We start from the raw sequence: 24,031 nt of genomic DNA on the forward strand, positions 1-24,031 counted from the left end.
GTTGCAAAATCTGGTGAGCTTTGCCTAACCTATGGGGCGTGACGATCGCTTCCCTTGCCCTGAGACGGTGTCCGCAACTCCTTGCCGGAGCGCTGGTGCTGGCCCTGACGGCGTGCGGCGGGGTGACGTCCCCCCAGCGGGTTGACTACGCACAGTCGCTAACCGGAGCCGTCACCGCCACCGTCGACGACGCGACGGTGCACGCGATCGCCGACGACCCGCAGCCCGCGATCCCCGCTACCGTCACCGACGTCCAGGGCACCGAGGTCGTCGTCGACGACATCTCCCGCATCCTCGCGCTCGACCTCTACGGCACCACCTCGCGCATCGTCTTCGAGCTCGGCCTTGGCGCCAACGTCGTCGGCCGCGACTCCTCCTGGCGACCAAGTGCCTCGGCGCCAACGGCTCGGCCGTCGGGACCGCCGCCGGCTCGTCGACCAACAACCGCGCCGTCTTCTCGGGCGGCACCGGCACCGTCGATCTCGAGTCCGGCACCGCCACCGTCTCCTGGACCGGCTCCTTCACGAGCGCCTTCTACGGCGGCATGACCTACTGGAGCGCGACCGACCCGGTCCTCACGATCGACTCCGACGGGACCGGCACCCTGACCGCCACGCTGAGCGGCTACGGCACCTCGATGGACGACATGTCCGAGTGGGACGCCATCTCCGGCCGCACGGTCACCATGGCCACCCTGACCGACGTTGAGCTGACGGAGGACGGCCTGACCGTCACGCCCGACTACCTCGGCGTGACCGTGACCGGCGTGAGCCAGACCACCACCGGCACCTCGTGGGGCGCGTTCCCGCAGGAGTTCGTCGACTTCCAGCAGCTGACCGGGCAGACCTCCTACTGGTACTCCTCGGGCGGCGGCGCCGACGCGAAGAAGCCCGCCACCGCGCTGACCGTCGGCTGGGACGTCGAGGAGGAGACAACGCCTCCCACCACCGAGCCCACCGAGCAGGACAAGGGCGACGTCGACGTCGAGGTCGTGGTGCCCGACACCACCGAGCCCGAGCCCGAGCCCGCGCTGACCCTCTCGGTCTCCGGCACCGCCAACCTCGGCACCGCCTCGGTGCTGCCGCAGGGCTTCTCCGCCTCCGGCGAGCTGCCTCAGGTGACCGTCAGCGACACCCGCGAGGGTAGCCAGTGGTCGGTCAACGGCTACGTCTCGGACTTCACCTCCAGCACGGGCGGCACCATCGCGGCCCGGTCGCTCGGCTGGCAGCCCAAGGTGATCTCAGGCGACGCCCAGGTCGGCGCCCGCGTCCAGGCCCACGCCCCCGGGCTCGCCGCCCCCGCGACGCTGGCCTCCGGCTCCGAGGGTGAGGCCACGCTCGGCTCGACACTCACCCTGCACGCGCTGGCCTCCACCACCGCCGGTGCCTACAACGCCCAGCTCACGCTGACCGCCCTGGGCTGATGCAGATGCGCCCACGTGTCCTCGCTTCGGCGATCCTCTCCCTCCTCCTCGTGGCCGTCGGCCTGCCGGCGCACGCCGACGTCTCCTGGAGCGTCTCCGTGTCCGACGACGGCTCCGGCCGCGCGAACTACGCGTACGAGGAGGAGCCTGGGTCGTCGGTCGAGGACACGTGGGTGCTCACCAACTCCGGCAGCGAGGAGATCACGCTGCGGGTGTTCGCCACCGACGCGATCACCACCAGCTCGGGGCAGCTCGACCTGATCCCCAGCGACCAGGAGCCCACCGGGCTCGGCTCCTGGGTCACGACCTCCGCCGACGAGGTCACCCTCGAGCCCGGCGAGAAGCAGGAGATCGACTTCACCATCTCCGTGCCCGACGACGCGACGCCGGGCGACTACGCGGGCGGACTCGTCAGCGTGCTGGCCGCCGACGACGGGGGCACCGTTGCCGTCGAGCGCCGCCTCGGCACCCGCATCCACCTGCGCGTCCCCGGCGACGTCACCACGTCGCTCGCCGTCTCCGACCTGACGGTCGACGCGCCGCCTGCGTGGAACCCCTTCGCCGCGGTCGACCTCGCCGTCAGCTACCGGGTCACCAACGACGGGACCGGACGGGCCTTCGCGCCCGAGGTGCTCACGGCCTCCGGGCCCGGCGGCCTCGGCTCGGGCCGCACCACGGGCGAGGTGCCCGAGACCCTGCCCAGCAGCACCGTCGACCGCGCCACCACCGTCGCCGGCGTCTGGGCGCTGGGCCCGACGACCGTGACCGTCACCGTCCAGCCGACCGGCATCGACGGCACCATGGCCGACCCGGTCACCGCCGAGACCACCGTCTGGGTCGTCCCGTGGGGCTGGATCGCGATCGTCGCCGTGGTGGCCGTGGCCGGCGCCGTCGTGGCCGTCGTGCGGGCCCGGTCCCGCTACGAGTGGGTCGACGCAGACGCGGCCGACACAGAGGATTCCGCTCGCTAGGCTGCACCCATGTCCCGTCGTCACACGTCCCGCGGGGAGGTGCGCTACCGCCGCCGCTACATCGGCACCGTCGAGTACCACACCAGCCGCAGCGGCTACGGCGACGCCTCCATGGTCGCCTACCGCTTCCCCTGTCAGGTCCCCGAGAAGTCCGGGCCGGACTTCGTCCTGGTGCACGGCATCGGCGTCTCCGCCCGCTCCTACGGGCCGACCGCCGTCGCGCTGGCGCAGCACGGCGACGTCCACCTCCTCGACCTGCCCGGCTACGGCCGCTCGCCCCGCCCAGACCGGGACATGACGATCGAGGACCACGCGGCCATGGTCGGCCGATACCTGAAGGAGAAGGACCTCGACCATCCCGTCGTGGTGGGTCACTCCATGGGCACGCAGGTCGTCGCCGAGCTTGCCGCCGACTTCCCGGAGGAGGTCGACCACATCGTGCTCATCGCGCCGGTCGTCGTCCCCGACGCACACTCGCTGCCCAAGTTGGGGGCGCTCCTGCTCGCCAACGGCCTGCGCGAGCCACCCCGCGTGACCGGCATGGCGCTCTACGACTACTTCTTCCGGGCCGGCGTGCCCTACATGGCCCAGCAGCTGCCGCACCTGCTCGGCACGGACATGGAGCAACTGGCCGCCGGCATCGATGCGAAGACGCTGGTCATCTGCGGCGAGGCGGACCCGATCGTCCCCCTGGAGTGGGGCCGCCGGCTCGCGTCGCTGTTTCCCGAGGGCTGGTTCGCCTCGGTCCCGGGGCCGCACGCCACCATGTTCGCGGCCCCGCAGAGGATCGCCGACCTGATCGACGAGCATGCCCATCGCTGACGGCCTCCGCGTGGTAGCGCGGCGGGGCTGGTTCTGGGGAGCCGACTACCGCTACGTCGCCTGGGCGCTGGGCGGCGGCCTCATGCGCCGGGCCGTCCCCGCCCGCTACGCCGACGGCGACGGACGCCCGGTGGTGCTGCTGCCGGGGGTGCTGGAGGACTGGACGATGATGCGGCCCGTCGCCGAGGCGCTGCACGCCGCCGGGCACCCCGTCCACACGCTGCCGGAGCTCCGCCGCAACACCGCCACCCTGGCCGACGGCGCCGTGATCGCCGCCGCCTACCTCGCGGCCCGCGACCTGACCGACGTCGTGCTGGTCGCGCACTCCAAGGGCGGACTTGTCGGCAAGCTCGTCATGCTGGGGGAGGAGGGCAGACGCGTCCATTCGCTGGTGGCGGTGGCGACGCCATTCGCCGGTTCGTCGCTGGCCAGGCTCATCCCCTGGCGGGTGGTCAGCTCGCTGAGCCCCGCGGACGCCGCGATCGTGGACCTGGGTGCCCGGAGTGAGGTCAACGACCGCATCACGTCGATCAGCCCCGCCTTCGACCCGCACATCCCCGGCGGGTCGCACCTGCCCGGCGCGGTCAACGTCGAGGTCGCGGCGATGGGTCACTTCCGGATCCTGAGCGACGCGGACACCCTGGCCGCCGTCGTCGACGCCGCCTCCTGCTGAACCCGCCGGCGCCCCCATCCACGTGGGTGGGACACCCTGTCGTCATGAAAGAGACACCCTGTCGCGAATGTGTCATACTGAGGTTGGCGAATTAGGTATGCCTGACCTTACGTAAACGGTCGGGCGACGTGAAGAGGAGACCATCTCGATGACCACCCAGCTGGCCGCCACCGGACTCGCCGCCCGACTGCGCACGGAGACCCGCGCCGCCCACGAGAGCGCCGAGAACAGTGCCTTCATGACCCGCCTGGCCCACGGCGAGGCCACCCGCGAGGACCTGCTCGTGCTGACCCGGCAGCTGCTGCACGTCTACGAGGCCCTCGAAGAAGCCGCCCGCGGGCTGGCCGACGACAAGTCCTTCGCGGCGTTCCACGATCCTGCGCTGGAGCGCGTGCAGTCGCTGCGCGCCGACCTGGCGGCCCTGGCAGACGGCGCGGAGGTGCCCCTGACCCCGGAGGCGGAGGCCTACGCTGACCGGATCCGGCGGATCTCCGGGAGCGCCCCGTCGCTGGTCGCGCACCACTACACGCGCTACCTCGGCGACCTGTCGGGCGGCCAGGCCCTCGGTGCGATCTTCGGGCGCTCGCTCGGCATCGCGCCGGGCGACCCCGGCATCTCCTTCTACCACTTCGCCGACATCGAGAAGGTCAAGCCGTACAAGGACCGCTACCGCGACGCGCTCGACGCCGCACCCTTCACAGAGGAGCAGCTCGACGAGGCCGTCGCCGAGTCGGTCGTCGCGTTCGAGCTCAACCAGGCCATCTTCGCCGCGCTCGACGCCCGCTGAGCACGAGCAACGCCGCCGGGTCCCGAGAAGGAACCCGGCGGCGTTGCGCTGTGTTCGGAGGTCAGCCCAGGGCGTCGATCACGGCGTTGAGCGTCTCCGACGGACGCATGACGGCGGTCGTCTTCGCCTCGTCGGGGCGGTAGTAGCCGCCGATGTCGGCCGGGTGGCCCTGCACGCCGTTCAGCTCGCCGACGATCCTCTCCTCGCCATCGGCCAGGGCTGCGGCGACGGGGGCGAAGACTGCGGCCAACTCCGCGTCGACGCTCTGGCCCGCCAGCTCCTCGGCCCAGTAGCGGCCGAGCCAGTAGTGCGACCCGCGGTTGTCGATGCCGCCGATGCGGCGGGTGGGCGACTTGTCGTTGTCGAGGAACGAGCCGGTGGCGCGGTCCAGAGTGTCGGCCAGCACCTGGGCGCGGGCGTTGCCCTCCGCCTGAGCCAGGTGCTCGAACGACGCGGCCAGCGCGAGGAACTCGCCGAGGGAGTCCCAGCGCAGGTAGTCCTCCTCGACGAGCTGCTGCACGTGCTTCGGGGCCGAGCCGCCGGCGCCGGTCTCGAAGAGGCCGCCGCCCGCCATCAGCGGGACGACCGACAGCATCTTCGCCGAGGTGCCGAGCTCGAGGATCGGGAACAGGTCGGTGAGGTAGTCGCGCAGCACGTTGCCCGTCACCGAGATGGTGTTCTCCCCGGCGCGGATGCGCGTGACGCTCAGCGTCGTGGCCTCGACAGGGCTCAGGACCCGCAGGTCGAGGCCGTCGGTGTCGTGGTCGGCGAGGTACGTCTCCACCTTCGCCGCGATGTTCCGGTCATGGGCGCGTTCCGGGTCCAGCCAGAAGACGGCGGGCCAGCCGGTGATGCGGGCGCGGCTCACGGCGAGCTTCACCCAGTCCTGCACGGGCGCGTCCTTGGTCTGGCAGGCGCGCCAGATGTCGCCAGCGGCCACCTCGTGCGAGGTCAGCACGTCGCCGGCCGCGTTCACGATCTCGACGACGCCGTCGGCGGCGATCTCGAAGGTCTTGTCGTGCGAGCCGTATTCCTCGGCCTTCTGTGCCATCAGCCCGACGTTGGGCACGGTGCCCATCGTGCGGGGGTCGAAGGCGCCGTTGGCCTGGCAGTCCGCGATCACGGCCTGGTAGACGCCGGCGTAGGAGGAGTCGGGCAGCACCGCGAGGGTGTCGTCCTCCTCGCCGGACGGGCCCCACATATGGCCGGAGGTGCGGATCATCGCCGGCATCGAGGCGTCGACGATGACGTCGGAGGGGACGTGCAGGTTGGTGATGCCCTTGTCGGAGTTCACCATCGCCAGGCGCGGCCCGTCCGCCACCTCCTGCGCGAACGAGGTGCGGATCTCGGCGCCGTTATCCAGGGCGTCGAGGCCGGCCAGGATCGCCCCGAGCCCGTCGTTGGGGGAGAGGCCGGCTGCGGCCAGGTCGGCGCCGTAGCGCTCGAACGTGGCGGGGAAGAAGGCCCGGATGACGTGGCCGAAGATGATCGGGTCGGAGACCTTCATCATCGTGGCCTTCAGGTGGACGGAGAACAGCACGCCCGCGTCCTTGGCGGCGGCGACCTGATCGGCCAGGAACGCGTCGAGGGCGGCGGCGCGCAGCACGGCGGCGTCGACGATCTCGCCGGCGAGCACCGTGAGGTTCTCCTTGAGCGGCGTGACGGTGCCATCCGCGGCGCGGTGCCGGATCGTCAGCACGTCGTCGGCGGGCAGCACGACGGACAGCTCGGTGTGGCGGAAGTCCCCGTCGTCCATGGTCGCGACGGACGTCCTCGAGTCCGCGCTCCAGGCGCCCATCCGGTGCGGGTTCTTGCGCGCGTAGTTCTTGACGGACTCGGGCGCGCGGCGGTCGGAGTTGCCCTCGCGGAGCACGGGGTTGACGGCGGAGCCCTTCACGCGGTCGTAGCGCGCGCGGACGTCGCGGTCCTCGTCGGTCGCGGGGTCCTCCGGGTAGTCCGGGATCGCGAAGCCCTGGCCCTGCAGCTCGGCGATGGCCGCCTTGAGCTGGGGGACCGACGCCGAGATGTTCGGCAGCTTGATGATGTTCGCCTCGGGCGTCTTCGCCAGCTCGCCGAGCTCGGTCAGCGCGTCGTCGACCCGCTGCTCCGCGGGCAGGACGTCGGGGAACTGGGCCAGGATGCGGGCCGCCAGGGAGATGTCGCGGGTCTCGACGTCCACCCCGGACTGGCCTGCGAAGGCCCGGGCGATGGGCAGGAACGAGTAGGTGGCGAGAAGGGGTGCCTCGTCGGTGAGGGTGTAGATGATCTTGCCCATGGGCGTGAGTTCTCCTCATGATGTGGGGTCGCATCGCCAGCTTAGCGATGACGCGCCTTGTCGTCCGGCGTCAATCCGCAGCGCGCGCGGTGTTCGCGGTGGGCGCTCTTTGGACTAGCCGGGGTGACCCGGTAGCCTGTACCCACGAGTTAGTTGAAGATTCCGCGGCCAGGCCGCGATGTACAAAGGCAAGGGGGTCGACCCGATATGGGGCGCGGCCGTGCAAAGGCGAAGCAGACCAGGGTTGCCCGCGATCTGAAGTATCGCGCGGTGGACACCGATTTCACCTCTCTGGAGCGTGAGCTCCGAGGCGATTCAGCCCTCGCTACGAGCGAGAGCAATGACCTCCCAGATCCCTACGCGGATCTTGCTGACCAGTACGCAGACTTCGAGGACGACGACGAGCGTCGCTCGTCCTGATCCGTCCGCAGCATGAACCCGTGGGTGCCTGACCGGGAACTCGCGGGTTTCGAGTGTCTGGAGTTCGAACTTCCCGACGAGCCGACGTATGCCCTGGAGCCTGAGCGCTCGCTCGTGGCGACGGTGGTGCGGCGGGCCGCTCCGCGGAGCGCGCGGGCGGTGCTTTTCGTGCACGGCTGGAACGACTACTTCTTCCAGCGGCACCTGGCCGACGAGATGGACGCGCAGGGCTACGACTTCTACGCGATCGACCTGCGCCGATACGGCCGGTCGCTCCGGCCGAAGCAGCTCGCCGGGTACGTCGCAGCACTCGAGGACTACTACCTCGAGCTCGACCTCGCCGTCAGCCTGATTCGCGATGAGGGGCACGACGAGATCGTCCTGATGGGCCACTCGACGGGCGGCCTGCTCCTCTCGATCTACGCGAGCGAGCGGCCCGGCCAGTTCTCCGCGCTTGTGCTCAACTCGCCGTGGCTGGAGCTGCAGGCCATGTCGAGCATGAGGTCCGCGACGCAGCGCATGTTCAGCGCGGCGAGCGCGCTGCTGCCAACCACTCCCTTCCCCGGCACCGACAACGGTTTCTACCGGCGGTCCATCTCCGCGCTCGAGGACGGGGAGTGGACGTACAACCACAACCTCAAGGGCGATCCCGCCTTCCTGGTGCGGATCGGCTGGTTGTCGGCGATCATGGCCGCCCAGGGCCGGGTCGCCGCAGGCCTCGACATCGACTGCCCCGTGCTGGTGGCCGTCTCCGAGCGCACCGACTTCCGCCGCAAGTGGGACGAGGCCCTGTCGAAGGCCGACATCGTGCTCGACGTCAACGCCATCGCCGAGCGGGCACACTGCCTCGGCGACGTCATCGTGCTCGTCCGGATCCCCGACGCGTTGCACGATCTCGCGCTCTCGGCGCCGGAGGTCCGGGCGCGGGTGTTCGCCGAGTACGGACGCTTCCTACGCTGCTACTCGATCGGCACCGAGAACCCAGCCGAGTAGCGCCACCTGCTAGGCGGCCTGCTCGCGGAGCAGGTCTGCGAGGGTGGCCAGCCCGCGGTCGACGTCCGCTGGTGCGGCGTGGCTGAAGTTGAGCCGCAGGTGGCCGACCTCCGGCTCTCCGGGGTAGAACTCCTCGCCCGGCATGAACGCGACGCCCCGACGCAGGCTCTCGTCGAGCAGGGTGCGCGTGTCGATAGGCGAGGTCAGTCGGAGCCAGAAGAACAGGCCGCCCGGCGGCGTCTCCCACTCGGCCAGGCCTGCGAAGTGCCGGTCGAGCGCGGCGGCGAAAGGATCGCGTCTGCCCCGGTAGAAGTCGACGAGCCCGGCCAGCCTGGCCGGCCAGCCAGGTGATTCGATGGCGTCGAGCACGATCCGCTGCGAGAGCCGGGAGCTGTGCAGGTCGACGGACTCCTTCAGCATGACCAGGGGCGTGAACAGGTCCTCGGACGCGGCGAGGAACCCGAGCCGCAGCCCCGGCGCGAACGTCTTGGAGAACGAGCCCTGGTAGATCCAGGAGCCACCCCGCATCCGCGTGGCGATCGGCGTCGCGGGGAGGGGGGCGTAGGCGAGGTCGCGGTACGGGTCGTCCTCGAAGAGGACTGTGCCGCTCCGAAGGCAGGCGTCGGCCAGCGTGTCCCGCTCGGCCGGGCTCGCACAGCGGCCCGTCGGATTCGCGAACGTCGGGATGGCATAGGCCAGCCGCGCGCCGCCGCCGCCGACCTGATCGAGTCCCACGAGCCGCGCTCCGTAGAGCCGGAACACCTGGAGCGCGGCGAGGTAGGTGGGCGACTCCACCGCGGTGGGGGTGCCCGCGTCGATCAGCAGCTTGGCGGCGAGGTCGATGCCCTGCTGGCTGCCGCTCAGAATCATGACGCGGTCTGCGGGGGCGTCGAGGCCCAGCGCGGTCAGTTGGGCCGAGACGGCCTCCCGCAGCACCGCGTCACCCTGGCTGGGGCCGTACTGGAGCACGCTGGGATCCACCGACGCGGACCAGGACGGCAGCGTTTCCGTGGCGGGCAGGCCGCCCGCGAAGGAGACCATGCCCGGTCGGTCGGCGACGGCGAGGATCCGCCGGATGGGGGAAGGGCGCAGGCGCTCGATGCGTTCGGACAGCATGGGGGCTCCTCGGTGTTGATGGGCACCCCAGTCATATCGCCCGGACCGGGCGCCCGGACGCCCGTCTCACGCGTCAGTCGTTCAGGTGCTTCAGGGCGTAGTCGGCCTGCTTGGCGGTGAACTGCTCGCCGTAGTCGCTCGTCAGCTGGTCGCGGATCGCGGAGTCCGACATCGACATGTGCTCGCGGTAGCTCTTCGCGGACTCGAGCGCCTCAGCGTTCCAGTCGACGTCGACGTGCTTCAGGGCGTAGTCGGCCTGTTTGGCGGTGAACTGCTCGCCGTAGTCGCTGGTCAGCTGGTCGTGGAGGCTGGCCTTGCTGAACGCCATGGAGTCGACGTAGCTCTGCGCGGACTCCAGGGCCTCCGCGTTCCAGTCGACGTCGACGTGCTTGATCGCGTACTTGGCGGCCTTCTTCGGGAACTGTTCGGCGTAGTCGCTGGTCAGCTGGTCGTACAGGCCGGACTTGCTGAACGACATCAGGTCGATGTAGCCCTGCGCGGAGTCCAGGGCGGCCAGGTACTCGGCGGGAACCACCGGCTCGGGCTCCTCAGAGGGCTCCTCCGCTGCCTCCTCCGGGGACTCGGTGGGCTCCGGCGCAGCCTCCGCGGTGGAGGCATCCTCCGCCGGGGTTGTCGCCGCAGGGGTGGGGGCCGAGCTGGCGGCGACCGCCTCGGTGGTGGCGTTGTCGGTGGCAGCGGCAGTGCTGGTGGCTCCGGCTGCCGGGTCCACAGCCTCGCGCTCATCTCCACCCATGGCGCCGATGGCGCCGAACAGAATGACGGCCGCGGCGGTGATGATGAACCACCAGCGCATGTAGAAGGGCTTCCTGCCCGAGGGGACCAGTGGGGCGGTCATGATTTCCCCGTTCCTTTCGTCGACTGATTTCAGGCTAGGGACGGGGTCCGACACTTTTCTTCCGCGGTCGCGTCGCGGCCCGGCGATAGGCTGGCCGCAAGTCGTTTCCGAGCTGTCGGCGCGGCGCTGGCAGCCGGGCCAGTGGCTTCGTCGGCGATGAGCAGGCAGCCTCCCTTGTCGACGCGGTCCGCGCCACCGAGGAGGGCGAGTCTCTCCAATCGCCGGTCGCGAGCTGGCTCTTGTAATGTGCGCTACCTCCGACGATCCAGCCCCGGCCGGCGGCCTGACCGTCTTCTGCGAGTTCGCCGAGCGGGACCAGGAGATCACCTACGAGCACGGTTTCGCCAGTCCGGGTGGAACACGCCTACGCGACAGTGAGCCCGGCCAGGTGTGATCTCCGCCACGAGGGTCGTGCCCGCGAAATGTGAATGGACCCTCCTGTGCGAGCGGAACTCTTCCTCGCGCGGATGCCGAGCAATGTCAGCCAGGCGCCGCTGGTTTCTTCCAGCGTCGCTAGACTGTCGAGGACTTGACACAGAGCCGTATTCGGATGGCAGTTGAGGATTCGATCAAGGGTATCGCGCAAGATCAATGAGCATGGCCCATCACTGACCACAGAAGAAGCGACGAAGACCGCTGCCGTCTTGCCCTTCATCGCCCAGGTGTTGGGGTACGACGTATTCGACCCCAGCGAGGTGCTGCCGGAGTTCACTGCAGACGTCGGGACGAAGAAGGGGGAGAAGGTCGATTTTGCGATCCTCCGTGACGGCGAGGTCCAGATGCTGGTCGAGTGTAAGCAGATCGGTGCGCCGCTCAACATCAACCATGCCTCCAAGCCGTTCCGGTACTTCCATGTGACCAACGCTCGAATCGGGGTGCTGACGAACGGTCAGCGTTGGCACTTCTTCACGGACCTTGACCAACCGAACAAGATGGATCAGCGTCCATTTCTGCGCCTCGATCTGCTGGACGTGGATCCGTACGCCCTGCCGGAACTCCAGAAGGTCACGAAAGCCACGTTTGATCTCGATTCCGTGCTGTCCGCCGCTGAGGAACTGAAGTACGTCTCGGGAATCAAGGCGGCGATCGGCGAACAGTTCAATCAACCGAGCGAGGAGTTTGTGCGACTGCTCGCAGCCAGCGTCCACGACCGTCCCATGACAGCAAAGATGCGTGAGTTCTTCGGGGGTGTTGTGGCGAATGCGTGCAAGCAGTGGGTCACCGACCAGGTGAACGCTCGCCTCAAGACCGTGCTTCAGGGGCACGGCGTGGCGGTATCTGTGACCAGCGACGAGCCAGAGGCCGAGGTGCAGGCGGAGGTCGGAACCCCGACCAGAGGTGAGGATATCGAGACCACCATAGAAGAGGTCGAGGGATACAACATCGTTCGTGCCATCGCCGTCAGCGAGGTGCCGGTCGAGCGGATCGTCGCTCGCGATACGAAGTCCTACTACGGCGTGCTGCTCGATGACAACAACCGGAAGCCCATCTGTCGTCTGCACCTCAACCGCCAGCAGAAGTACATCGGTCTCTTGGATGAGGCGAAGGCTGAGCAGCGCATTCCGCTCGAACGCGTTTCTGACATCTACCAGCATGCCGAGCAGATTCGGGACGCTGTGCGCCGCTACAGATAGCGGCGTCCGCGTCAGAGGTCGCTGAGGCGGTCCAACCGGCCAGATCGCTCGGACCGCGTGGGTGCCCCCAACGGGGTTCGAACCCGTGACCCATGGATTAAAAGTCCACTGCTCTACCAACTGAGCTATAGGGGCGTCACGCAGTCTAGGGCATCCGCGCCGGGCGTCGGCGGGGTGGCCCGACGTGGCAGGCTGGGGGCATGTCGCCCCTGGCCTGGTTCCTCGTCGTGGTGGCGGCGGGCGTCGTGCTGCTCGCCGCCGCGGTGCTCGTCGACCGCCGGCAGCGCCGGACGGTGACCGGCGCGGGCGAGCCGGCCCCGCGGCGCGGGGTCGAGTCCGTGGACCGCATCGTGCCCCGCTACGTCACGCAGGACGAGATCGACGCGATGCCCTCTCCGGCGGCCGACCCGTCGGGTGGCCTCCCGCACCGCGGCGAGGGGTTCGGGTTCGGTCACGCGCACCCCGACTTCGCGACGGGAAGCGCGGGAGCGGAACTGACCGGTCCCCGGTTCCTCGTCATCGACGGCGACGTGACGTCCATGCGGGAACTGCTCGCGCCGTTGGGGACCGCGACCGCAGAGTCTCCGCTGGTGCTGGTGGCCGCGCACATCGCCGACGAGGTCCTCGTGACCCTGGCCGCCAACCGTCGGGCGTTAGGGATGCCGGTGGTTGCCGCGGTAGCCGGGACCCGTGACAGGCGTAGACTCGCCGAACTCACCGGCGCGACACCCGTCGCCGAGGACGACCTCCGGTCCGGCTACCTCCCCCCCGCCGGATACGGCACGGCTGCCGCCTGGTCGAGCACTGGGGCGAGGGCCTGGGTCCAGCCGGCCTGAGCTGTGAGGAACCTGAACCTCAACCTTGTGAACTGAACCTCAAGCGGTGCTTCACCTGAGCTGTGACTGCACGTTTCCTGAGGATGCGGATCGCTTCCTCAGGATTGGCAAGAGACCAGGACCTTCCGGGAGAACCCCTAGTCAGCCCTGAGATACCCCTCGTCAGGACGCCATTAATGACACGGTTGTGGTTTCTCCCACGCATGCGGCGTGTCGCTTCGCAAGTCTCTCAGCAAACTCTCAACCACCCTTGTTGTGACCCTGAGAGCGTTCTTAGGGTCCAGGGCATCGGCAGACGTGTCGGGGTCGCCAAGGCTCGAGGAAGCGTCACGTCTGCCATGCACAGCTATTGGGAGAGACGTGAGAAGAGCACTGAAGGGCATCCGGGCTACTGCGGTCGCCGCCGGACTGGCCGTGCTGGTCCAGGGTCTCGGGACCGTCGCGACCGGCCCCTCGGCCGACGCCGGCACCTCCGAGGTCACGGCCATCACCCGGGTCCACGTGAGGAGCAAGCCGACGACGTCGTCGTCGTCGCTGACGATCCTCAGCAAGGGTGACAAACTGAAGGCGTCCGGCACGACGAACGGCTGGACGAAGGTCACCTATCACGGGAAGACCGCGTACGTGTACAGCCAGTACCTCAAGGGTGCCTCCTCCTCGTCGTCGACGAATGCGACCACGTCTGTCGCCAAGGGGACCTGGTACACGACCGCCAACCTGAACCTGCGCACGGGGGCGTCGACCAAGCACAGCAGCTATGTCATTCTCGGGAAGGGGCGCTCGGTCACGCTGACCGGCAAGGCGAGCAACGGTTTCGCGCAGCTCACCTACAAGGGCAAGACCCTGTGGGCATCGCGCAGCTATCTGACGCAGAGCAAGCCGTCGACCAGTTCGTCGCTGCCCAAGGTCACCGGGCAGAAGCGCGGAACCACCGTCCTGATGATCCGCACGACGTCCACCTCGAGCTTCACATCGCTGGGTGACGCGCCCAAGGGAACGATCTTCGACGTGACGGGGACCGTGAAGAACGGCATGGCGCAGATCATCTGGAAGAGCAACGTCCGCTGGGTCAACAACAAGTACCTGACGTCGGTCGGCGGGTCGACCAACTCGCCGTCTGCGTCCGAGACGCCTGCGACCACCACGAAGTACGCCACCGCGGTTCTCAATGTGTGGGCAAAGAGCACCGGAAGCTCCTACAGCGGCGAGATCGCCAAGGGGTCGAAGCTGGCCGTCACCGGCACGGTCAAGAACTCCCGGGCTGAGATCGTCTACAACGGTGCGATCAAGTGGGTCACGTCGAAGTACGTCTCGTCGTCGAAGCCGTCATCCTCGGCTTCAAGCGGCAACAGTTCATCGCTGAACAAGGGCTACTCGAGCGGCCTCGACAAGACCAACGCCAACGTCCAGGCCATCGCCCGCGACGTGTGGAACCGGTTCCCGCAGATCAAGACGATGTACGGCTGGCGCCGGGATGTGACTCCCGACCACCCCGCGGGGCGCGCCGTCGACGTGATGATCCCCGGCTACAAGTCCAACCAGGACCTGGGCTGGACCATCGCCAGGTACTACCGGGCAAACGCGCGGAAGTACAACATCAACTACATCATCTTCGGGCAGAAGATCTGGAACATCGCGCGTGACAGCGAGGGCTGGCGGAGTATGGCGGACCGTGGCGGAGACACGGCCAACCACTACGACCACGTCCACATCAATACCTACGGCTGATTCCCCCCACCAGCCGTACCAGGACGGGCCCGGTGCTGATTCCTCGGCACCGGGCCCGGACTGTGTCGCGAGCCCGGCGGGGCGGTTTGCCACCCTCCCGCCGCTATCCGTTATGATGGGTCACCGCTGGTCCCCATCGTCTAGCGGCCTAGGACTCCGCCCTTTCACGGCGGCAGCACGGGTTCGAATCCCGTTGGGGATGCGACGGCGTCAAACCCCTCGAGGGAGTGTCGCCAACCGGTAATGACAAGGGCGGATGCCCGATGTGACAACCTCGAGGGGGTCACGCTATAGTTATCGGGCTGGCAGATGAGGCCGGCAAAGTGGTCAAGAAATTGGCCCCGTAGCGCAGTTGGTTAGCGCGCCGCCCTGTCACGGCGGAGGTCGCGGGTTCGAGTCCCGTCGGGGTCGCCAGGATGAGGCTGAATGCTTCTCCTACTGGCCAGGTAGCTCAGCTGGTAGCAGCGTTCGCCTGAAAAGTGAAAGGTCGCCGGTTCGATCCCGGCCCTGGCCACCAGCACCCCGCCCAGGCGGGGTTTTCTGGTCTCAGGGCATCGGTAGCCTTCCCGCATGACCGCGCCGCACATCACCGCCATCAGGGTCGGGGTCCGCGACGTCACCGCGTCGCGACGCTTCTACGTCGACGGGCTCGGCTTCGAGGGATCCCGACCGCCTCCGACGACATCGCCTTCCTCCGCGCCGGCCACAGGTGCTGCTCCGACCTGCGCGGAAATGGCGCGCCGCCCTTTCCGGCGCCACTAGAGTCACCGGGAGACCTCCGGAAGGACCCCATGTTCACGTTCGACGCGACCCCGGTGAAGTTCATCGGCCTGCTGATCCTGTTCGCCTGGTGCACCATCTGGTGCATCTACGAGGTGACGAGGAGACAGACCGGAGTCCAGCGGGTCTCGAACGTCCTGCACGTCGCGATGGCCGTCGTGATGCTCGCCATGATCGCGGGACCGACGTGGAAGGGGCTGACCGCGGTTGTCCCGACCTGGGGCCTGACGGTGATCTTCGTGGCCGCGACGCTCTGGTTCATCGCCCGCATCCCCGTCTCGCGGGCCGCCGGTGACGCCGCCGGGGTGAAGCACTTCGCCGGGCACTCGATGATGTTCGGCGCGATGGTGTGGCACCTGGCGGCGATGGCCGTCATGGCCGCGGCGATGTCCGCGCCGGCAGCCTCCGCCGAGGCCGACACGGACATGTCCGGCCACGGCGACATGGCGGGCTCCGGCTCCTCGATGGGCGGCATGGACTCCATGTCTGCCATGCAGCAGCAGGGCGGGGCGCTCTGGTGGTTCGCGGTGGTCGGGCTGGCCTTTATGACGTACCTGCTGGTCGCGAGCATCGTCGCGTTGATCCGCGTGTTCGACAACCGCGGCGAGGGCGTGGGGGAACTTGCTGCCTGCTGCGCGGAGATCCGCCCCGTCGGCACGACGAAGTACCGCCTGGCCGCGCTGTCCGACTTCGCGATGAACTTCGGCATGTTCTGGATGAGTACCGGCCTGCTCGTCCCGGTGCTGCCGTTCTTCGCCGCGCTGGCCTTCTGAGGGCTCAGCCGCAGGTCACATGCTGAGCCACGGCGGGGCGAGCGTCGGCTGATCCGCGTGCCGCTCCCACTGGCGCCACCACTGGTCCGCGCCGGGCGGCAGCGGCGTACCGTGCGCCGAGCGCACCGCGTCGCGGAGTTCGACCTTCACCGAGTGCAGCGCGACCTCCGCCCTTCTCGTCGGCGTCGGCTGCTCAAGGTACTCCTTCTCCAGCTGGAGCCCGCGCACGCGCAGCTGCGTGATGAGGCGGTGGCGGGCCTCGGAGGCGGCGTCCATGTCCAGGTGCCTCTCGGCGGCCCGCATCCAGCCGTAGGCCTCGTTGATGGTGATGAGGCCGGGGTCGACCGTCATGGCGTCGTGCACGACAAGCTCGGGGAAGATCACGACGGCGCCGGTCGAGTGCGCGTACGCCAGCTCGTCGCGGCCGGCCTCGTCGATCAGGATCTCGGTGGAGCGCATCACGACGGAGAAGATGTCGGCGTTGGCCATCGACTTGCGGCGCTGCACGCCCATCGCCTGCGAGCTGACGACGTAGTTGCGGGCCGCTCCGAGGTGCCCGATGGTGAGCTCTGCGGGGAGGTTCTCCCGTGCGCCGCCGTCGACGTAGGTCTCGGCGCCCAGCGGGACCGGGCGGAAGACCGCGGGGATGGAGCAGGAGGCGAGCACGCCGACGCTGAGGTCGTGCTCGGTCGCGTCGAACGGCTCGTCCTCGCGGTTCACCAGGGTGCCGCGCTCGGTCATGTAGCGGAGCTCACCGGACTCGAGGGCGACCATGGCCAGCCTCAGCGTGGTGCCGGAGGCCGCGACGCGCGCGGGGGAAAACATCTCCTCGTCCAGAAGCCTGGCGAGCACGGGACCGGGCCGGTACATGGAGCGCGTGTTGTCCAGGCCGTGGGCGATGGTGCTGAGGTCGGAGCCGATGCGCGGCAGCTGACCCAGGTGCGAGGCGATGCCGGACAGCATGGCGAGCGACCAGTCGGAGCGGACCTCGCTCTCGTCGTCGGGGGTGAGCGCCAGCTCCAGCGGGCTGGGGGGCTCTTCGGCCGGCTCGGGGCTCGCGGCGGAGGCGCTGCGCCGGAAGGGCAACCAACCGCTCCGGGCGGGCTCGGGGCGCACCGGCCGGGCCGGTCGGACGATCTCCAGCCACGTCGGAGCCTGGGTCTCCAGCCGGGCGAACCACGGCCGCGCCGTGAACATGTCCGAGTTCGCCGTCATCGAGTCCCAGATGTCCGTGAGGCGCCGCAGGTACATCCGCTGTCCCTCCGGGGTGGCCGCCTGTGCCAGTGAGGAGGCGATGATCGAGCCCGCGGAGGCGCCGACGAAGATCGTGGGAGTGAACTGCTCGTCGTGCTCGTACAGGTAGGCGAGCGCGCCGAGCTGGAAGCTCGCACGGGCCCCACCTCCGGACAGGATGCAGGAGACCACCGTCGGGCGAGGCGTGAGTGAGAAGAACGGAAGACCGAAGAGACCCTTGCCAGCCATCTGACAAGCCTAGGGCATCCTCCGACGCGCGCGACCGCGGCCACCACCCCCTCGGTAGGGTCGTGTCATGCATTACGGGGAGCTTGTCGAGCACGACGACATCGAGGGCGAGCGTCGGTCGGGGGTCGACTTCAGCGGCGCCGATGAGCACGGCCTGAGGATCCTCGACTGCCGGTTCGACGGCGCCCGGCTGAACGGCGCGAAGTTCACGGGCTGCCGGTTCATCGACGTGGTCTTCGACGCGGCCGACGCGCCCGATCTCGAGCTGTCGAAGTGTGCACTGCAGGACGTCGCGATCACCGCGTCGCGCCTCGGGGGAGTGCAGGCCTACGCGGGGACCTGGACTCGGGTCACGATCGTCGGCGGCAAGGTGGGATACCTCAATCTCCGCTCCGCCAGGCTCGCCCGCGTCCGCTTCGAGGACTGCGCGATAGACGAGCTGGACCTGTCGCGGGCGCAGGTGGACCGGCTGAGCTTCAGCGGGTGCACCGTCGGCCGGCTGGACCTCAGCAACGCGCGCTGCAGGGACGTGGACCTGAGCGGCGCGGAGGTCTTGACCCTGGAGTCGAACCCGGAGGGCCTGCGGGGGGTCTCCGTGAGCCACGCGCAGGCACTCGACCTCGCCCCGGGGTTCGCGCGGATCCTGGGTATGAAGGTGGTCTGAGCCTGCCCCCGGTCGCTGGGCTCACCCCGCCGCCCCCGGCCGCGCGCTCAATCCGCCGCCCCTTTCCGCGCGCTCAATCCGCCGCCCCATTCCGCGCACAACAATGCCTATGTTGGTGCCGCTGCAACATAGGCGCAGCGGCCGCGAAATAGGCATTCTTGTGCACATAATCGGGCTGGACAAAGGGCGTCGCGGACGACCGGGGAGCCCACCCACAGACGCCACCCTTACCGACGGACGCCACCCTTGTTCGCACATGCCACCGCCATGGCGGTGGCATGTGTTGAGACGGGTAGCGTCGGTCAAGAAGGGTGGCGTCTGCACGTAAGGGTGGCATCTGCACGTAAGGGGGCGCCGAGGACGGGGCGTCGACGACGGCGAGCAGCCCGGTGCTGCGCTTCGTGCACTGAGCCCGCCGCCCCCTTTCCCGGCACAACAATGCTTATGCCGGGACCGCTGCAACATAGGTGCAGCAGACCCGGCATAGGCATTGTTGTGCGCGGGAACTGAGCCGGACGAACCGGATGGTCGTCAGCCCAGGGCGACGTCCAGCGACTTCCAGTCGACGCCGGCAGGCGCGAGCGCGAGCACGGAGGCCAGCAGCCCCTGACGCGCGGCGCGGACTTCCGGGTCCTCGGCGTTGACGAGGATGTCGTCGAAGAACCGGGCAGCCGCGGTGACCACGGGGGTTGTCGCGTCCAGCAGACCCGCGACATCGCCGTCGGCGGTGCCGGCCGGAACGCCCACGACGGCGTCACGTAGCGACATCTCCGCCGGCTCGGTGAGCTTCGACGCATCGACGGCGACCGGCACGCCCTCCTGCGGGAGGGCCTCGGGCGGCAGGATGCGCGTGATGCGCACCAGCGTGGCGACCAGGTCGCGGAGTCGCTGGTCATCCTTCGCCTCGGTCAGCTCGCCGAGCACGCGCGCGGCGTACCCGGGGGTGTCGGCGGCGGGCAGGATCGCGGCGACGAGGTCCGCGGAGGTGCCCTCGTCACGCAACAGCTGCGCGAAGCGGCCGATGGTGAACTCCAGCGCCGAGTCGACGGCGTCGGGCGCCACGTCGATGCCCTGCTCCGCGAGGCGGTCGACGGCGTCGGTCAGGCCCTCCCGGATGGTCAGCGTTTCGAGCGGGGTGCCGGCGGCCTCGCGGAGGATCCGCACGACGCCGAGCGCGGCGCGGCGCAGGCCGAACGGGTCGGACGAGCCGGTGGGCTTGGCGCCCAGTGCGAACATGGCGGCGAGCAGGTCGAAGCGGTCGCCCAGAGCCAGGAGGGCGCCGGGGGTGGATGCTGGCACGGGGTCGGCGGAGGTGTGCGGCTGCTCCATCTCGAACAGCGCGTCGGCGACGGCCTGCGTCTCGCCCATCCGGACGGCGTACTCACGCGCGATGAACCCGGCGAGCGAACTCATCTCGACGACCATCTGCGTCGCCAGGTCGAACTTCGCCAGCTGACCCGCGCGGGTCAGGGTCGCGCGCTCGTCGCCTTCGAGCCCGACGCGGTCGGCGAGCTTCTCCGCGACGTCGGCGATGCGGCGGGCGCGCACACCGACGGAGCCGAGGCGCTCCTCGAAGGTCAGCTTGTCGAGGCCCGGGACGAACTCGTCGGCCCCCTTCGTCTCGAGGTCGGAGTTCCAGAAGAACAGCGCGTCCTCGTAGCGGGCCCGGATGACCGACTCGTTACCGGTGCGGACGGTGTCGTCGTCGCACAGGCCGTTGGCCATGGTGACGAAGTGCGCGGCGAGCTTCCCGTCGCGGTAGACGGGCAGGTAGCGCTGGTGCTTGCGCATGACCGTGGTGAGGATCTTCTCGGGCAGCTCCAGGTAGCGCTCGTCGAAGTGACCCAGCACGCCGTGCGGGTCCTCCACCAGGTTGGTGATCTCGTCGACCAGGGCGCTCTCGCCCTCCAGGTCGACGGTGCCGCCGACGGACTCGGCCAGCGCGGTGGCCCGCTCCTCGACCTGGCCCCGACGCGCGGCGCTCGCGAGCGTGATCGCGCCGGCCTCGATCGTGCCGAGCAGCCCGCCCGCGGAGGCGACCTCGACGTGGCCGACGAGCGCGCCATCGGCGCGACGGCCGGACTCCTCGCCCGCGACCGGGCGCTGCAGGTAGGTGGTGCGGCCGGAGGTCAGCCCGGAGACGCGCACCGGGACGACGACATCGCCCCACAGGACGACGAGCCAGCGGATGGCGCGCGAGAAAGACAGGTCGGCGTCGTTCCAGCGCATGTTCTTCTCGGCGCGGAGCCCGGAGACGACCTCGGCGACGATCCCGCCGACGACCTCGAGCACCCCGCGGCCCTCCAGGGTGGCCTTCACCGCGGCGTGCTCGTTGCCGCCGATCTCGGCCTTGACCACCTGCTCGGCGGTGACGCCCTGGCCGCGCATGAAGCCCTGCAGTGCCTTGGACGGGTTGCCCTCGGCGTCGAAGGCAGCGGACCACTTCGGCCCCTTGCGCAGCTGCTCGGCGTCGGGCTCGCTCGCGGCGACGTCCTCGACGACCGCGACGATGCGGCGCGGCGTTCCTTCGACGGTGATCGAACCATGGGTCAGGCGGGTGGCGGCGAGCTTGGCGGTCAGGGCCTCGCGCACCGCTTCGACGGTCTGGGGAACGACATGCGGCGGCAGCTCCTCGACGCCGATCTCGAGGGCCAGCGTCTGCGGCTGCGCGTCGTGAGCGACCGCGGGCACGTCGACGACCGGAGCCTCGACGGCGGCCTCCTCGCGCTTCAGCGGGAAGCCGAGCTCCTCGCGGCGCTCGATCCACAGCGCGGCCGTGTCGCGCATCAGGCGGCGCATGGTGGCGAAGGCCTTGGCCCGCTCGGTGGTCGAGATGGCGCCGCGGGCGTCGAGCACGTTGAATGCGTGGCTCGACTTCAGGATGTAGCTGTGGGCCGGGACGGGGAGGCGCTGGGCGACCATGCGCGTCGCCTCGCCGACGTAGGTCTCGTACAGGCGGCGGTTCGCCTCGACGTCCGCGTCGTCCAGGTAGTAGCGGCTCATCTCGTACTCCTGCTGCCCGAAGGCCTCCCCGTAGGTCACGGGGCGCCCGTCGGCGGCGGTGGCGTAGACGATGTCCTTGAAGTGCGTGACGCCCTGCTGTGCCATGAGGATGCGCTCGACGCCGTAGGTGAGTTCGACGGGGATCGGGTCGAGGTTCTGGCCGCCCACCTGCTGGAAGTAGGTGAACTGCGTGATCTCCATGCCGTCCAGCCACACCTCCCAGCCGAGGCCCCAGGCGCCGATGGCCGGCTGCTGCCAGTTGTCCTCGACGAAGCGCACGTCGTGCTTGGACAGATCGATGCCCAGCGCCTCCAGCGAGCCGAGGTAGAGCTCCTGCGGGTCGCCCGGCTCGGGCTTCAGGATCACCTGGAACTGTGTGTGTGTCTGGAGACGGTTCGGGTTCTCGCCGTAGCGGGAGTCATCGGGGCGGACGGACGGCTCGACGTAGGCGACGTCCCACGGCTCGGGACCGAGCACACGCAGCACCGTCGCGGGGTTCATGGTCCCCGCGCCGACCTCCGTGTTGAAGGGCTGCCAGGTCAGGCAGCCTTTCGAGGTCCAGTAGTCGGACAGTCGTCTCAGAGCGTCTTGCATCGTCAGCACCTGGTCAGATTACCTACTGAGTTGCCCCTTCGCCCAGTCGGGTCTGTGCCATGCTGGGCGGAATCGACCCCCGAGGAGTTGATTGACTGTGAAGGTCCTTGTCCCCGACGCCGTGCGCGACACCATGCCGACCATCGACGGCGTGGAGTACGTCATCATCCCCGCGTCCAGCCCCGTCCCCGACGAGCACCTCGATGCCGAGGTCCTCGTGGCCTGGGGGCAGCCCCCGGCTGTCCTGCAGGACGCCGCCCGGCGCATGACCGGGCTCAGGCTCGTCCAGGGTTTCCTTGCCGGGCCCGACTCGATGGTCGCAGCCGGCTTCCCCGAGGGCGTGCAGCTGTCCAGCGGCGTCGGCCTGCACGACGGCCCCGTCGCTGAGCACGCGCTCGGCATGGCGCTGGCGCTCGTGCGCAACGTCCCGCTCGCGCTGCAGCGCATGCGCGAGCACGCCTGGGACCCGTATCTCAACGGGTCGGTGGAACCGCGCGGGGCCGACGGCAGCGTCTCCACGCTGAACGGCGCCAACGTGACGATCTGGGGCTTCGGGTCGATCGCGTCGCGACTCGCGCCGCTGCTGACCGCCCTGGGTGCCCGCGTCACCGGGGCCGCCCGCTCCGCCGGCGAACGGCACGGCTACCCGGTGGTGGCCGAGGACCGGCTGGCCGCGACGCTGGCCGACACTGATGTGCTGGTCATGATCCTGCCGTCCACAGAGGCGACCACGAAGGCGCTGAGCGCGGAGCGGCTGGAGGAGCTGAAGCCGGGAGCGCTGTTGGTCAACGTGGGGCGTGGCAGCACCGTCGACGAGACGGCACTGATCGGGGCACTGGCTTCCGGACACCTCGCCGGCGCCGCGATCGATGTCGCGGCGACCGAACCCTTGCCGGCAGACTCCCCGCTCTGGGACGCCCCGAACCTGCTCATCACGCCCCACGTCGCCGGCGGCCGGCCCCAGAACCCTGGTGACTTGCTGCGGCACAACATCGACGCCGTCCTCCGCGGCGAGGGGGACGTGACCAACCCGATCCGGTGATGTTGCATCACGCGTGGCGCGCAAGGGACGATGGAGGCATGAGTTCCACCCGCGTCGACCTGACCAAGTTCGCCTGGCTGTCCATCGCGGCGGCGCTGGTCACCATCGCGCTGAAGGCCGGTGCGTGGCTGTTGACGGGGTCGGTCGGCCTGCTGTCGGACGCCGCCGAGTCCGTGGTGAACCTCGTGGCCGCCGTCGTCGCGCTCATCGCGTTGCGGGTCGCGGCAAAGCCTGCCGACAAGAACCACCATTTCGGGCACTCCAAGGCCGAGTACTTCTCCTCGGCCATCGAGGGCGTCATGATCTTCGTGGCCGCCGCCGTGATCGTCGTGATAGCCATCCGCCGCCTGCTCGAGCCCCAGCCGCTCGAACAGGTCGGGATCGGTCTGGCCATCTCCGTCGTCGCCGCCCTGGTCAACGGCGCGGTGGCGATGGTGCTGCTCCGCGCCGGCCGCCGACACAACTCCATCACGCTGCGCGCCGACGGCAACCACCTGATGACCGACCTCATCACGTCCGTCGGCGTCGTCGTCGGCGTCGGCCTGGTCGCCCTCACCGGCTGGATCTGGCTCGACCCCGTCGTCGCTCTGCTGGTGGGCATCAACATCCTGTGGACCGGCTGGCGGCTGGTGTCGGAGTCCACGTCCGGTCTGATGGACGAGGCTCTCCCGAAGGAGACCAACCAGCGGCTCCGCGAGATCCTCGCCGAGCACAGCAGCGGCCACGTGAAGTTCCACGCCATGCGGACCCGCGTCTCGGGTGCTCGGGCGTTCATGGAGATGCACATGCTCGTGCCGGGGGAGTGGAGTGTGAAGCGCGGCCACGACCAGCTGGAGGACCTCGTCGACGAGATCCGGTCCGAGTTCCCCGACCTGTACGTGACCGGCCACCTCGAGCCTGTCGAGGACCCCCGCAGCTACGAGGACGAGTTCCTCGACATCTGAGTCGCCCGGAGCAATCCGCCTCGCTTCGCTCGGCGCCCTTCGACGAGCTCAGGGAACCGGATACGAGCTCAGGGAGCCACCCGGGTCGTTGAGCACTTCGACGAGCTCAGCACAGGCCTGTCGAAACGCCCTGAGCGCAGCGAAGGGTCTCAGCTTGGCAGCAGGGTTTCGCCTCGCTTCGCTCGGCGCCCTTCGACGAGCTCAGGGAACCGGAG

20 protein-coding genes and 4 tRNA genes are annotated in these 24,031 nt (G+C 69.3%); 18 read left to right on the top strand and 6 right to left on the bottom strand.

Annotated elements, in window-relative coordinates; genetic code table 11:
• The first annotated feature begins 38 nt into the window (after positions 1 to 38).
• From QH948_RS14170 to QH948_RS03245, 6 genes are all read left to right on the top strand, one after another.
• Positions 39 to 548 (top strand): hypothetical protein, encoded by a 510-nt coding sequence (locus QH948_RS14170; protein ID WP_438874117.1) that lies wholly within the window; start codon positions 39 to 41, stop codon positions 546 to 548.
• Positions 545 to 1,423, top strand: a complete 879-nt coding sequence (locus QH948_RS03225; protein ID WP_281145505.1) for a hypothetical protein — start codon at positions 545 to 547, stop codon at positions 1,421 to 1,423. Before QH948_RS14170 ends, QH948_RS03225 begins: the two co-directional genes overlap by 4 nt.
• A gap of 5 nt (positions 1,424 to 1,428) precedes the next feature.
• Entirely contained in the window at positions 1,429 to 2,394 is a 966-nt protein-coding gene (locus QH948_RS03230) for a WxL protein peptidoglycan domain-containing protein (RefSeq protein WP_281145506.1), read from the top strand.
• Positions 2,395 to 2,403: 9 nt separating this feature from the next.
• A complete protein-coding gene (locus QH948_RS03235; RefSeq protein WP_281145507.1) occupies positions 2,404 to 3,216 on the top strand; it encodes an alpha/beta fold hydrolase in 813 nt (270 codons plus the stop codon).
• Positions 3,203 to 3,889, top strand: a complete 687-nt coding sequence (locus QH948_RS03240) for an esterase/lipase family protein (protein WP_281145508.1) — start codon at positions 3,203 to 3,205, stop codon at positions 3,887 to 3,889. Before QH948_RS03235 ends, QH948_RS03240 begins: the two co-directional genes overlap by 14 nt.
• A gap of 148 nt (positions 3,890 to 4,037) precedes the next feature.
• Positions 4,038 to 4,676, top strand: coding sequence for a biliverdin-producing heme oxygenase (locus QH948_RS03245; protein WP_281145509.1), 639 nt, complete (start codon positions 4,038 to 4,040; stop codon positions 4,674 to 4,676).
• A 61-nt stretch (positions 4,677 to 4,737) separates the two neighbouring features.
• On the opposite strand, the gene QH948_RS03250 is transcribed toward QH948_RS03245, so the two are convergent.
• Complete coding sequence (locus QH948_RS03250) at positions 4,738 to 6,951, bottom strand: NADP-dependent isocitrate dehydrogenase (protein ID WP_281145510.1); 2,214 nt, start codon at positions 6,949 to 6,951, stop codon at positions 4,738 to 4,740.
• Between the two features lie 207 nt (positions 6,952 to 7,158).
• Here QH948_RS03250 and QH948_RS03255 point away from each other — a divergent pair, with 207 nt between their 5' ends.
• Both QH948_RS03255 and QH948_RS03260 read left to right on the top strand, forming a co-directional pair.
• On the top strand, positions 7,159 to 7,371 hold the full coding sequence (locus QH948_RS03255; RefSeq protein WP_219080941.1) for a DUF3073 domain-containing protein: 213 nt from the start codon (positions 7,159 to 7,161) through the stop codon (positions 7,369 to 7,371).
• A 12-nt stretch (positions 7,372 to 7,383) separates the two neighbouring features.
• On the top strand, positions 7,384 to 8,364 hold the full coding sequence (locus QH948_RS03260; protein WP_281145511.1) for an alpha/beta hydrolase: 981 nt from the start codon (positions 7,384 to 7,386) through the stop codon (positions 8,362 to 8,364).
• Positions 8,365 to 8,373: 9 nt separating this feature from the next.
• Here QH948_RS03260 and QH948_RS03265 read toward each other — a convergent pair whose 3' ends face one another.
• Both QH948_RS03265 and QH948_RS03270 read right to left on the bottom strand, forming a co-directional pair.
• Positions 8,374 to 9,480, bottom strand: coding sequence for an aminotransferase-like domain-containing protein (locus tag QH948_RS03265; protein WP_281145512.1), 1,107 nt, complete (start codon positions 9,478 to 9,480; stop codon positions 8,374 to 8,376).
• A 73-nt stretch (positions 9,481 to 9,553) separates the two neighbouring features.
• Positions 9,554 to 10,336, bottom strand: a complete 783-nt coding sequence (locus QH948_RS03270; RefSeq protein ID WP_281145513.1) for an Ltp family lipoprotein — start codon at positions 10,334 to 10,336, stop codon at positions 9,554 to 9,556.
• A gap of 557 nt (positions 10,337 to 10,893) precedes the next feature.
• Here QH948_RS03270 and QH948_RS03275 point away from each other — a divergent pair.
• The gene (locus QH948_RS03275) at positions 10,894 to 11,970 is read left to right on the top strand and encodes a type I restriction enzyme HsdR N-terminal domain-containing protein (protein ID WP_281145514.1); all 1,077 of its coding nucleotides are present in this window, start codon (positions 10,894 to 10,896) and stop codon (positions 11,968 to 11,970) included.
• 62 nt (positions 11,971 to 12,032) lie between these two features.
• Here the strand turns inward: QH948_RS03275 and QH948_RS03280 are convergent.
• A tRNA-Lys gene (locus QH948_RS03280) sits at positions 12,033 to 12,105 on the bottom strand.
• A 65-nt stretch (positions 12,106 to 12,170) separates the two neighbouring features.
• Here QH948_RS03280 and QH948_RS03285 point away from each other — a divergent pair.
• The 6 genes from QH948_RS03285 to QH948_RS03310 all read left to right on the top strand — a co-directional run bounded on the left by QH948_RS03285 (position 12,171) and on the right by QH948_RS03310 (position 16,087).
• Positions 12,171 to 12,806, top strand: coding sequence for a hypothetical protein (locus tag QH948_RS03285; protein ID WP_281145515.1), 636 nt, complete (start codon positions 12,171 to 12,173; stop codon positions 12,804 to 12,806).
• Between the two features lie 360 nt (positions 12,807 to 13,166).
• On the top strand, positions 13,167 to 14,534 hold the full coding sequence (locus QH948_RS03290; protein ID WP_281145516.1) for a VldE C-terminal domain-containing protein: 1,368 nt from the start codon (positions 13,167 to 13,169) through the stop codon (positions 14,532 to 14,534).
• A gap of 129 nt (positions 14,535 to 14,663) precedes the next feature.
• Positions 14,664 to 14,736: transfer RNA gene (locus QH948_RS03295), tRNA-Glu, on the top strand.
• A gap of 135 nt (positions 14,737 to 14,871) precedes the next feature.
• A tRNA-Asp gene (locus tag QH948_RS03300) sits at positions 14,872 to 14,948 on the top strand.
• Positions 14,949 to 14,974: 26 nt separating this feature from the next.
• Positions 14,975 to 15,051: transfer RNA gene (locus QH948_RS03305), tRNA-Phe, on the top strand.
• A 274-nt stretch (positions 15,052 to 15,325) separates the two neighbouring features.
• Positions 15,326 to 16,087 (top strand): DUF5134 domain-containing protein, encoded by a 762-nt coding sequence (locus tag QH948_RS03310; RefSeq protein WP_281145517.1) that lies wholly within the window; start codon positions 15,326 to 15,328, stop codon positions 16,085 to 16,087.
• 15 nt (positions 16,088 to 16,102) lie between these two features.
• Here the strand turns inward: QH948_RS03310 and QH948_RS03315 are convergent, their stop codons facing one another.
• Positions 16,103 to 17,569, bottom strand: coding sequence for a patatin-like phospholipase family protein (locus QH948_RS03315; protein ID WP_281145518.1), 1,467 nt, complete (start codon positions 17,567 to 17,569; stop codon positions 16,103 to 16,105).
• A gap of 67 nt (positions 17,570 to 17,636) precedes the next feature.
• On the opposite strand from QH948_RS03315, the gene QH948_RS03320 reads away from it, so the two are divergent.
• Complete coding sequence (locus tag QH948_RS03320) at positions 17,637 to 18,233, top strand: pentapeptide repeat-containing protein (RefSeq protein WP_281145519.1); 597 nt, start codon at positions 17,637 to 17,639, stop codon at positions 18,231 to 18,233.
• Between the two features lie 531 nt (positions 18,234 to 18,764).
• Here QH948_RS03320 and QH948_RS03325 read toward each other — a convergent pair.
• Entirely contained in the window at positions 18,765 to 21,830 is a 3,066-nt protein-coding gene (locus QH948_RS03325; protein ID WP_281145520.1) for a glycine--tRNA ligase, read from the bottom strand.
• 97 nt (positions 21,831 to 21,927) lie between these two features.
• Between QH948_RS03325 and QH948_RS03330 the strand changes: the two genes are divergently transcribed.
• Positions 21,928 to 22,872, top strand: a complete 945-nt coding sequence (locus QH948_RS03330; RefSeq protein WP_281145521.1) for an NAD(P)-dependent oxidoreductase — start codon at positions 21,928 to 21,930, stop codon at positions 22,870 to 22,872.
• A 38-nt stretch (positions 22,873 to 22,910) separates the two neighbouring features.
• Complete coding sequence (locus tag QH948_RS03335; RefSeq protein ID WP_281145522.1) at positions 22,911 to 23,816, top strand: cation diffusion facilitator family transporter; 906 nt, start codon at positions 22,911 to 22,913, stop codon at positions 23,814 to 23,816.
• The last annotated feature ends 215 nt before the right edge of the window (positions 23,817 to 24,031 follow it).

The sequence above is a fragment of the Tessaracoccus lacteus genome (assembly GCF_029917005.1).
Taxonomy (GTDB): domain Bacteria; phylum Actinomycetota; class Actinomycetes; order Propionibacteriales; family Propionibacteriaceae; genus Arachnia; species Arachnia lactea.

Excerpts from the sequence above, each read along its gene's own strand:
- QH948_RS03225 (WP_281145505.1), top strand. The coding sequence starts at position 545 with ATGACCTACTGGAGCGCGACCGACCCGGTCCTCACGATCGACTCCGAC.
- QH948_RS03230 (WP_281145506.1), top strand. The coding sequence starts at position 1,429 with ATGCGCCCACGTGTCCTCGCTTCGGCGATCCTCTCCCTCCTCCTCGTG.
- QH948_RS03235 (WP_281145507.1), top strand. The coding sequence starts at position 2,404 with ATGTCCCGTCGTCACACGTCCCGCGGGGAGGTGCGCTACCGCCGCCGC.
- QH948_RS03240 (WP_281145508.1), top strand. The coding sequence starts at position 3,203 with ATGCCCATCGCTGACGGCCTCCGCGTGGTAGCGCGGCGGGGCTGGTTC.
- QH948_RS03245 (WP_281145509.1), top strand. The coding sequence starts at position 4,038 with ATGACCACCCAGCTGGCCGCCACCGGACTCGCCGCCCGACTGCGCACG.
- QH948_RS03250 (WP_281145510.1), bottom strand. The coding sequence starts at position 6,951 with ATGGGCAAGATCATCTACACCCTCACCGACGAGGCACCCCTTCTCGCC.
- QH948_RS03255 (WP_219080941.1), top strand. The coding sequence starts at position 7,159 with ATGGGGCGCGGCCGTGCAAAGGCGAAGCAGACCAGGGTTGCCCGCGAT.
- QH948_RS03260 (WP_281145511.1), top strand. The coding sequence starts at position 7,384 with ATGAACCCGTGGGTGCCTGACCGGGAACTCGCGGGTTTCGAGTGTCTG.
- QH948_RS03265 (WP_281145512.1), bottom strand. The coding sequence starts at position 9,480 with ATGCTGTCCGAACGCATCGAGCGCCTGCGCCCTTCCCCCATCCGGCGG.
- QH948_RS03270 (WP_281145513.1), bottom strand. The coding sequence starts at position 10,336 with ATGACCGCCCCACTGGTCCCCTCGGGCAGGAAGCCCTTCTACATGCGC.
- QH948_RS03285 (WP_281145515.1), top strand. The coding sequence starts at position 12,171 with ATGTCGCCCCTGGCCTGGTTCCTCGTCGTGGTGGCGGCGGGCGTCGTG.
- QH948_RS03310 (WP_281145517.1), top strand. The coding sequence starts at position 15,326 with ATGTTCACGTTCGACGCGACCCCGGTGAAGTTCATCGGCCTGCTGATC.
- QH948_RS03315 (WP_281145518.1), bottom strand. The coding sequence starts at position 17,569 with ATGGCTGGCAAGGGTCTCTTCGGTCTTCCGTTCTTCTCACTCACGCCT.
- QH948_RS03320 (WP_281145519.1), top strand. The coding sequence starts at position 17,637 with ATGCATTACGGGGAGCTTGTCGAGCACGACGACATCGAGGGCGAGCGT.
- QH948_RS03325 (WP_281145520.1), bottom strand. The coding sequence starts at position 21,830 with ATGCAAGACGCTCTGAGACGACTGTCCGACTACTGGACCTCGAAAGGC.
- QH948_RS03335 (WP_281145522.1), top strand. The coding sequence starts at position 22,911 with ATGAGTTCCACCCGCGTCGACCTGACCAAGTTCGCCTGGCTGTCCATC.